General features: G+C 40.5%; 9 protein-coding genes. 3 read left to right on the top strand and 6 right to left on the bottom strand.

The annotated features are described in order from the left end of the window. Position 1 precedes the first annotated feature (1 nt). The 6 genes from IQ228_RS15510 to IQ228_RS15535 all read right to left on the bottom strand — a co-directional run bounded on the left by IQ228_RS15510 (position 2) and on the right by IQ228_RS15535 (position 5,334). Complete coding sequence (locus IQ228_RS15510; RefSeq protein ID WP_193963437.1) at positions 2 to 733, bottom strand: ABC transporter ATP-binding protein; 732 nt, start codon at positions 731 to 733, stop codon at positions 2 to 4. 249 nt (positions 734 to 982) lie between these two features. Further along, positions 983 to 1,750, bottom strand: coding sequence for a Uma2 family endonuclease (locus IQ228_RS15515; RefSeq protein ID WP_193963439.1), 768 nt, complete (start codon positions 1,748 to 1,750; stop codon positions 983 to 985). 552 nt (positions 1,751 to 2,302) lie between these two features. Then, positions 2,303 to 3,109: an ABC transporter permease gene (locus IQ228_RS15520; RefSeq protein ID WP_027404152.1), complete on the bottom strand. Its 807-nt coding sequence runs from the start codon at positions 3,107 to 3,109 to the stop codon at positions 2,303 to 2,305. A gap of 244 nt (positions 3,110 to 3,353) precedes the next feature. Beyond that, the gene (locus IQ228_RS15525) at positions 3,354 to 3,953 is read right to left on the bottom strand and encodes a Uma2 family endonuclease (protein ID WP_257122129.1); all 600 of its coding nucleotides are present in this window, start codon (positions 3,951 to 3,953) and stop codon (positions 3,354 to 3,356) included. Between the two features lie 208 nt (positions 3,954 to 4,161). Then, positions 4,162 to 4,449 (bottom strand): hypothetical protein, encoded by a 288-nt coding sequence (locus IQ228_RS15530; RefSeq protein ID WP_193963441.1) that lies wholly within the window; start codon positions 4,447 to 4,449, stop codon positions 4,162 to 4,164. A 60-nt stretch (positions 4,450 to 4,509) separates the two neighbouring features. Further along, positions 4,510 to 5,334 carry a Uma2 family endonuclease gene (locus tag IQ228_RS15535; RefSeq protein WP_027404154.1) on the bottom strand — a complete coding sequence of 275 codons (825 nt, stop codon included), beginning with the start codon at positions 5,332 to 5,334 and terminating at the stop codon, positions 4,510 to 4,512. 102 nt (positions 5,335 to 5,436) lie between these two features. On the opposite strand from IQ228_RS15535, the gene IQ228_RS15540 reads away from it, so the two are divergent. The 3 genes from IQ228_RS15540 (at position 5,437) to chlG (ending at position 7,944) form a co-directional block, all read left to right on the top strand. Further along, the gene (locus tag IQ228_RS15540) at positions 5,437 to 5,628 is read left to right on the top strand and encodes a DUF2862 domain-containing protein (protein ID WP_027404155.1); all 192 of its coding nucleotides are present in this window, start codon (positions 5,437 to 5,439) and stop codon (positions 5,626 to 5,628) included. Between the two features lie 85 nt (positions 5,629 to 5,713). Beyond that, positions 5,714 to 6,814 (top strand): ArsA family ATPase, encoded by a 1,101-nt coding sequence (locus IQ228_RS15545; protein WP_027404156.1) that lies wholly within the window; start codon positions 5,714 to 5,716, stop codon positions 6,812 to 6,814. Positions 6,815 to 6,909: 95 nt separating this feature from the next. Next, complete coding sequence (chlG, locus tag IQ228_RS15550) at positions 6,910 to 7,944, top strand: chlorophyll synthase ChlG (RefSeq protein ID WP_027404157.1); 1,035 nt, start codon at positions 6,910 to 6,912, stop codon at positions 7,942 to 7,944. The last annotated feature ends 514 nt before the right edge of the window (positions 7,945 to 8,458 follow it).

The following is an 8,458-nucleotide window of genomic DNA, read 5'->3' on the forward strand; positions in this document are numbered from 1 at the left end:
ACTAAATCTGTTTAAAATAGTATTTTACAGCTTCATCTGCATCTCCAATAAAGATAACTTTACCTTTCTGTAAGAATATTCCACGTTGACAACACTGCTTCACAAACTCTAAATCATGGGACACAACCAACACTGTAGCATTACCATCCCAAAACTGATCCATTCTTTGCTTACACTTATTCTTAAAACTCTCATCTCCTACAGATAAAACTTCATCCAAAATCAAAATATCTGGTTGTACATCAGTCGCAATAGAAAAGCCCAAGCGAGCCACCATACCTGAAGATAAACCCTTAACTGGAACTAAGGCATAATCCTCCAAATCTGCAAATTCCAAAATAGAACGCGCTCTTGCTTTCATCTCAGCCCTAGAAAAACCCAACAATACACCATAAAGGAGGATATTGTCCATTACAGAGATTTCCGCATCAAAACCTGCTCCTAATTCAATTAAAGGCGCAACTTGACCTCGGACTCTGACAGTACCAGTGGTAGGCTGTAAAATCCCAGAAATTATCTTTAACAGAGTGGATTTACCAGAACCGTTAGAGCCTATTATACCTATTTTTTCTCCTTTCGCAACCACCAAGTCAATATTATCTAAAACTAATTTCTTCGCAGGTTGACGATATTTACCCTCTACCACAGATAGGAGGGTTTTTTTTAAATCATAGGAAAATTCCTCTTGAGTCCTTCTCCACAGGGAAACATTGTCCAAACGTATTACTTCCATTTACAGCCAATCCATAAATTGATGTCACTACAGGTGAAAACAAGTCCATCTCCAGCAATACCTTGTCCAAATTGCAAAAAAGCCTTGATTTGTAGATTGGGTTGTGGAACGTGAACGTTCGCGGAGCAATTAGCATAAAACCCAACATGAGCGTTGGGTTGCGCTGTCGCTTAACCCAACAAAGCAGGAAATGGACAAGGTATTGTCTCAAGGCTAAAATAATTATGCCACTAAGCAAAGCCCCGCGATTTATAAACTATCGGGTTCAATACCTAACTCCCTTAATTTTTGCGCTAGAACATCTGCTTTATTCTCTGCGTCATCAGCACGCTGACGTTCAACTTCAACCTTTTGACGTTCAGATTCAGCCCTTTGATATTCAACCTCAGCCCTTTGATATTCAACCTCAGCTTTTCTCATTTCTTCTAAATTAGCTTCTTCTGGTGTAGGGACTAATCTTCCTTCAACAGTAAAATATCTTAACTTATCTTCCCAAACCCCTAGATATAAACCTAACTCCTGACTCCAATACCAGGCATTTTCTGATGCTGGAATAGTTTTATACTCACTGTCTGTTAATCGCCATCCTACCAATTCTAAGGTATTTGGGGAAAACCAAAAATACTCAGGGGTGCGGAATTGATTTTGATACAACTGTTTTTTCAATCCCTTATCTACCTTCGCTGTAGAATCAGAAAGTAATTCAATTATTACATTGGGATATTTACCATCTTCTTCCCATATTACCCAAGAAAGACGTGGACGTTTTTCCGTATCTTTAACAAGAAAAAAGTCTGGTCCTCTAAAGTCTCGATTTTTTAACTGTTGTCGGCTATAGTAAACGCTAAGATTTGCACCGATAAAAAAATCTTCTCTATTACGCCATAACCATTCTAAACAAGTTACTAATATTAATAGTTGTGTATAGTGTAAGGAGCTTTCCATTTCTGGTTCGTCGCTGAGTAGTTCAGTGCAGTCTGGCATTAATGCTTCTATTTCTTGTGCGGTTAAAGCCATAGATTTTATTAGGATAAATTACTATCTTTGGTTAATTATAAACTATCGGGTTCTAGTCTATGCAATTACCAAACGATAGCTATGTTAGAGGGTGTTTGAAAAGTTATGGTTGATGTATCAAATATTTTTTACCCCTCCCTAACCCCCTTGTAAAGGTGGGACTAAGGGGGTAGCAATGTGATGAAAATTACGGAATAAGTAGTGAGACAGAATTAATTACACAATGTCATTGCGTTAGCGTGGCGTGGCGTTAGCCATATGGAACGAAGTGAAGGGAAGCAATCGCCAGGGTTGTGATTGCTTCCCCTCCCTCGCAATGACTGTAAATATTTTTGTCCCATTACTTACCACTTTTAAAACATCCTCTTAGAAGTTGTTTGAAAAGTATTAGATGAAACCGATAATCTCCAAAAACCTAACCCCCCTGCCCCCTTCCCTACGTTAGCGCAGCGTGCCGAAGGCCGGGAAGGGGGGTTTCAAAGCCTCTCCTCGCTTCGGGGAGAGGTTTGGAGAGGGGTTTGTTTATACATTAAAAACTTTTAAAACATCCTCTTACAGCAAATCCATAAATTGATGCCGCCATAGGTGAAAACAAGTCCATCCCAAGGCTAAAATAATGATGCCACTCAGTAAAGCCCCCCAAATCAGACCTAAATCTGGTGGAGAACCTGATAATGTAATCTGACGGAGACTTTCGATGATTGGGGATAAGGGGTTCAAACCTAAAAACTGTTTTACCGGCTTGGGAACAATAGCTGCTGGGTAAAAGATCGGACTGCTAATCCAAATTACAAATACTACTAATTCATAAAAGTAAGGTAAATCCCTGAAAAATACGTACAAAGCGCTGACTAAAAAACCGACTCCTGTAGAAACTAAAATTAATGCTAAAAATGGAAATACTAAAGCGATGACATTGATGAGACTTTTGGAATTAAGCAATGTCATAATTGCTAGTAAGGGAAATGCTCCCACTGAAAACTGAAAGACATTGGACGAAATCATTGATACAGGAAAAACACTAACCGGCAAGCGAATTTTATTTAATAATGCTCCATTGCCGACCACGCTGGTTAAAGCTTGGGATGTGCAAGCGGAGAAAAAATTAATTACTAACAGTCCTGTCAGCGCTGCCAGCATATAGTTAATGATGGAGTTACCATAGTAGGATGCAAAGGTAGCACCAAAGATGGCAGTATACAACCCTGTCATAATCAATGGGTTCAATAATGACCAATAAACCCCCAGAAAAGACCCCCGATAACGGACTTTCAGCGTCCGTCCAACTAAGACGTGCAGGAGTTCGCAATAACGCTGCACTTGTAACCAATTTAAATTATCTTTCAGGGAAAGTGTCATTCTTATAGCACCATTACACACCGGAAAAAAGTCATTTTGGCATTCTATACCATACGAGTGCAATTGTTGACGATTAATTTTCAGATAAGGGACTTCCAATTAAAAAAATCCCCAAAAGTTTCTTGTGGTGCGGGACGAATTGCCCGCTAATTACCAAGGACAGGCAGGATGCCCATCCCACAAAATTGGGTAATTTATTTTTTGGTGATTCCTAAGTGAAATTTTATCTATCTCAGGTAATTACTTACAAACTATCAGAGTCAATACTTAACTCCCTTAACCGTTGAGCCAAAATTGCTACTTTAGCCTCCGCATCATCAGCCCGTTGGCGTTCACTTTCAGCCTTTTCTGCCAATTCTGTGGGTATGAGTAATTTATCACCTGTATCAAGACGGTAAAATCTTAAAAGCTCCCCTTCCACTTCTAGACGCAATCCCAACGGCTGAGATAAACTATCGGTAATGGGTTGATAAATCTCATCCTGTAAACGATACCCCTGTAACTTTTTGTTAATCCATTCTCCTTTCGGGTCAAATAACCAATATTCTAAAATCCCTAATTGTTCATACGATAACTTCTTTTGCTCTTGATCCTGCCTTTGAGTTCCGGCACTAGTCATTTCCAAGACAACTTGGGGAACTTGACCTTCTTCCCAAACCTTATAATTATCTCTACCCCCAGGTGGCACATCAAAAATTACCATCACATCTGGCGCTACTCTTAATTTCGGAAAACTTTGAGCATAGTATAAAAATTGATTTGCGAGTACCGTTGCTTGTCTTCCTGCTAGGTACTGTTTTAAAACTAATTTTGTGGGATGGGCATCCTGCCTGTCCTTGGTAATTAGCGGGCTTTTCGGCCCGCACCACAAGAAACTTTTGGGGATTTTTTTAATTGGAAGTCCCTAAGTATGTGAACACAATAAAACCAAACTGTGTAAAGAAACGTAAAATCGCCGAAAACTTCTTTACTCTTGCCCATTGCCTCTTGCTTTGCCATAACGACAATTTTTAACGCCAACTCACTTACGCCTAGCGATCGCAAGGCGGAAGTCAAAAGTCAAAAGTCAAAATTAAGACAGTATAGGCTTTTGGAGGATTTAGAATGGTTGGTTTATTTATGCCGTTTTGTACTAGCGATCGCCAATATTCTGCTAATTTATCTGCTCGTTGACGTTCATTTTCAGCCCTATTGACAGTTTGACAAGTTTCACTGAGTAAATCTGCTTGAATACAATGAAATTCCTCCGGCAATCCTGATTCTTCTACTAACTCACTGGGTAAATCATACATTGTCGGCATGGTTTCTTTTGGCGACAAGGGTGGATTATATTGATACATATTTACTTACCTTAAACTATCAGGATCTATTCCCAGCGAACTGACAAGTCAGCGCTTGCGCTATCGCAATCGTGCTGCCAAAATTTGTACTTTCTCTCTTTCACCTGCTAACTGTTGTTCGGCTGCAAAGGCTTGATTTTGAGCTTCCTGAGCTTGCTGTTCGGCTGCAAGGGCTTGATTTTGAGCTTCCTGAGCTTGCTGTTCGGCTGCAAGGGCTTGATTTTGAGCTTCCTGAGCTTGCTGTTCGGCTGCAAGGGCTTGATTTTGAGCAACAAGAGCTTCCTTTTGGATCTTTGTCGCTGCTTCTTCTGGTGTTGGTACTAACTCACCTTCAGATGTAAAATAGCGGAGTTTACCATTTGCCACACCTAAATATAAATTCAGGACTTCACTCCAAAGTAATCCCTGTTTATTAGCAACAATTTCTTGATATTGACTGCCTACCAGTTTAAAACCCACAAATTCTAAACTTTCCGGGCTAAACCAGAAATATTCAGGGGTACGAAAGCGACTTTCATAGAGAACTTTTTTTAAATTGCGGTCAACTTTTGCTGTGCTATCTGACAGTAATTCAATAATGAGATCGGGATAGCGCCCGTCTTCCTCCCAGACAACCCAAGAAGTGCGGGGACGTTTTTCTGTATTTTTAACTAGGAAGAAATCTGGACCTCTAAATTCTCGATTTTTTAACTGTTGACGACTAAAATAAATACTTAGATCTGCACCAATAAAAAAATCATTTTGATCACGCCATAACCACTCTAAGCTAGTTACTAGGATGAGTAACTGCATATAATGTAAAGAACTTTCCATTTCCGGCTCATCACTTAATAACCGAGTCGCATCGGGCATTTGTTGTTCTAGCTGTTGGGCTGTAACAAACATAAGAGTATACCTACTTGCTTACTGATTTAATTTTAAACCATTGAAAACAGAGTGCCAGATTCAGCTACACTGAGATTTGGATTATTTTATTTTAACTAGATCATGGACATCGGACAGAAAGTTAAGGTGATTCGTTTGCGCGATCGCGTATCCTCTACTATCGCTCAAAAACTCGGAGAAATCGGCATTATCGAGGGCTACAAAGTCACAGATGGTCGGGGAATTGGTGTGGTAGTCAAGTTTGACGACAACTCCTCCACTTGGTTTTTTGAAGATGAAATCAGACCAGCTTAGTCAAAACAACTTATAGCAGAGGCTAAGAAGATTGGTTGAGTGCTAAGTTGTTATTGACAAGATCGGCAAAATTGGAAATTAAGTAATGGCCTTGATACTGACGTTTTTGGGCAAAAACGGCATCGCTCGCAGTAAGATAGCGATCGCCACAGCCATTAGTTTGGCAACACAAGGTAAACGGGTACTCCTAGCAGGACTAGCAGATCCAACATTGTCAATTCTACTCAATACGACTCTGACTCCTGACCCCCAGGACATCTCTCCCAATCTGCAAGCAGTACAGTTTCAAGCATCTGTACTGCTAGAACGCAACTGGGAGGAAGCGAAAAAATTGGAGGCTCAATACCTCCGCACACCAATTTTTAAAGCGGTTTATGGGCAAGAACTGGTAGTATTACCGGGCATGGATAACGCCCTCGCTCTCAATGCAATTCGTGAATATGATGCCAGTGGCAAATATGACGCGATTATTTATGATGGCACGGGTGATGCTGCTAGTTTGCGAATGTTGGGAATGCCAGAATCTTTAAGTTGGTATGTCAGACGATTTCGGCAATTATTTGTTAACTCTGATTTAGGGAAAACAATTTCTGAATCACCCCTAATTCAACCTTTAATTAGTAGCCTTTTCAATTTTAATTGGACTGCTGATAATTTCTCTCAACCCACCAACCAAGTTAATAATTTCCTCGAAGAAGGTAAAGCAGCTTTAGCTAATCCTCGGCGGGTTGCTGCTTTTTTGGTAACAACATCTGAACCTATTGATGTGGCCAATTCCCGTTATCTGTGGGGAAGCGCTCAACAAATTGGTTTAACTGTTGGTGGAGCAATTTTAGTTCCTGGTGGAGAAAATACTAATTTATCCGAGGAATTTGCACCTCTACCTGTGAGCATAGTTCCTGATGTTGTCAATGGGGAATGGCAACCTCTGATAGATGCTTTACCCAACCTTGTTGAACAAGCATTACAAGCTAACCCACCCATTGAAATTGACGTACACAATCGCCAAGTACGCCTATTTTTACCTGGTTTTGACAAAAAACAGGTAAAACTCACTCAACAAGGTCCAGAGGTTACAGTAGAAGCCGGAGATCAAAGACGTAATATCTTCCTGCCCCCGGCTTTAAGTGGTAAACCTGTGACGGGTGCAAAGTTTCAAAATAGTTATTTGATAATTTCTTTTTAGGTAATAGGTAATAGGTAATGGGTAATGGGTAAAAGGTTTTCCAATTACCCATTACCTATTACCAATCACCTCTTCCCCAATTACCATTACACCTTATGTCTGAATCAACTCCCGTTAATCCCAATTCGCAGCCGAATGAGGCGATAGAATCTCCAAATCCAGAGGTGACAATCACCGAAGACCGCAATGCGAAAACTCGGCAACTGCTGGGAATGAAAGGTGCAAGTGCTGGAGAAACTTCTATTTGGAAAATTCGCTTGCAATTGATGAAACCGATTACCTGGATTCCCCTGATTTGGGGTGTGGTCTGCGGTGCGGCTTCTTCTGGTAACTATACCTGGACTTTAGAAAATGTTTTGAAGTCTGCCCTGTGTATGTTGCTTTCGGGTCCTTTATTGGCTGGTTATACCCAAACCATCAATGATTATTATGACCGGGAAATTGACGCGATTAATGAACCTTATCGTCCCATACCTTCGGGGAGAATTTCGGAAAAGCAAGTAATTAGCCAATTCGTGCTTTTACTATTATTAGGATATGGAGTGGCTTACACCTTAGATTTATGGGCAGGTCATTCAGTTCCTAACGTTTTACTGTTGTCTGTTTTTGGTAGTTTCATCGCCTATATCTATTCTGCACCACCATTAAAATTAAAACAAAATGGTTGGTTAGGAAATTATGCTTTAGGTGCAAGTTACATTGCTTTACCTTGGTGGGCTGGTCATGCTTTATTTGGGGAATTGAATTGGAAAATTGTCATTCTGACTCTATTTTACAGTTTGGCAGGTTTGGGGATTGCCATTGTTAATGATTTTAAAAGTGTGGAAGGCGATCGCCAATTAGGATTACAATCATTACCAGTTATGTTTGGCATCCAAAATGCGGCTTTGATTTGTGTCGTCACGATTGACCTATTTCAAGGTTTGGTTGCAGGTTATTTGGTGAGTATTCACGAGAATTTATATGCAGCGATTCTCGTATTATTAATCATTCCCCAAATCACTTTCCAAGATATGTATTTTCTCCGTGACCCCATAGCCAATGATGTCAAATATCAAGCCAGCGCTCAACCATTTTTGGTGTTGGGAATGTTGGTGACGGGTATTGCATTAGGTCACGCCGGCGTTTAATTGTAGGGTGTAATCAGTCGTAAAAACCCCTATCCCGTCTGGGAATGAATTCCCTGGCTATTATTTAGTTAGTGCTTAAAGCATTGTAGGGGTTTAGCACTGCTAAACCCCTACGTTTGTGGGAAAATGTTAAGATTGGTGTATCGCTTTTCTATATTTGTAGAAAATGCGTATTGCTTGTTTATTTTCAATAATAAATTGCCATCGCTCATCTACCATCCATAATTGGAGGGGTTTAGCAATGCTAAACCCTCACCCACCCGTGATTCCAAACGATTAATCCCAAATTCCCCACCAGGGGATCGCGGGAAGGCTGGGAGCCGCGTCTCTTTAGAGCGCGGGGGAAAGCCTACCCGTGCGGTTTTAACCGCTTCCAATATTCTCGATCATGATGCGGGTCATTAAATCTTTTCAACATTTTATTTCTCTCTAACTAATCTTTTTAAGGCTGACGAAAGACTCATTCCCCAACCTTGGGCGATATCCTCAAGTTTCTTTCTTTCAGTTTCATCTA

The sequence above is a fragment of the Dolichospermum sp. LEGE 00246 genome (assembly GCF_015207865.1).
In the GTDB taxonomy this organism is placed as follows: Bacteria; Cyanobacteriota; Cyanobacteriia; order Cyanobacteriales; family Nostocaceae; genus Dolichospermum; species Dolichospermum heterosporum.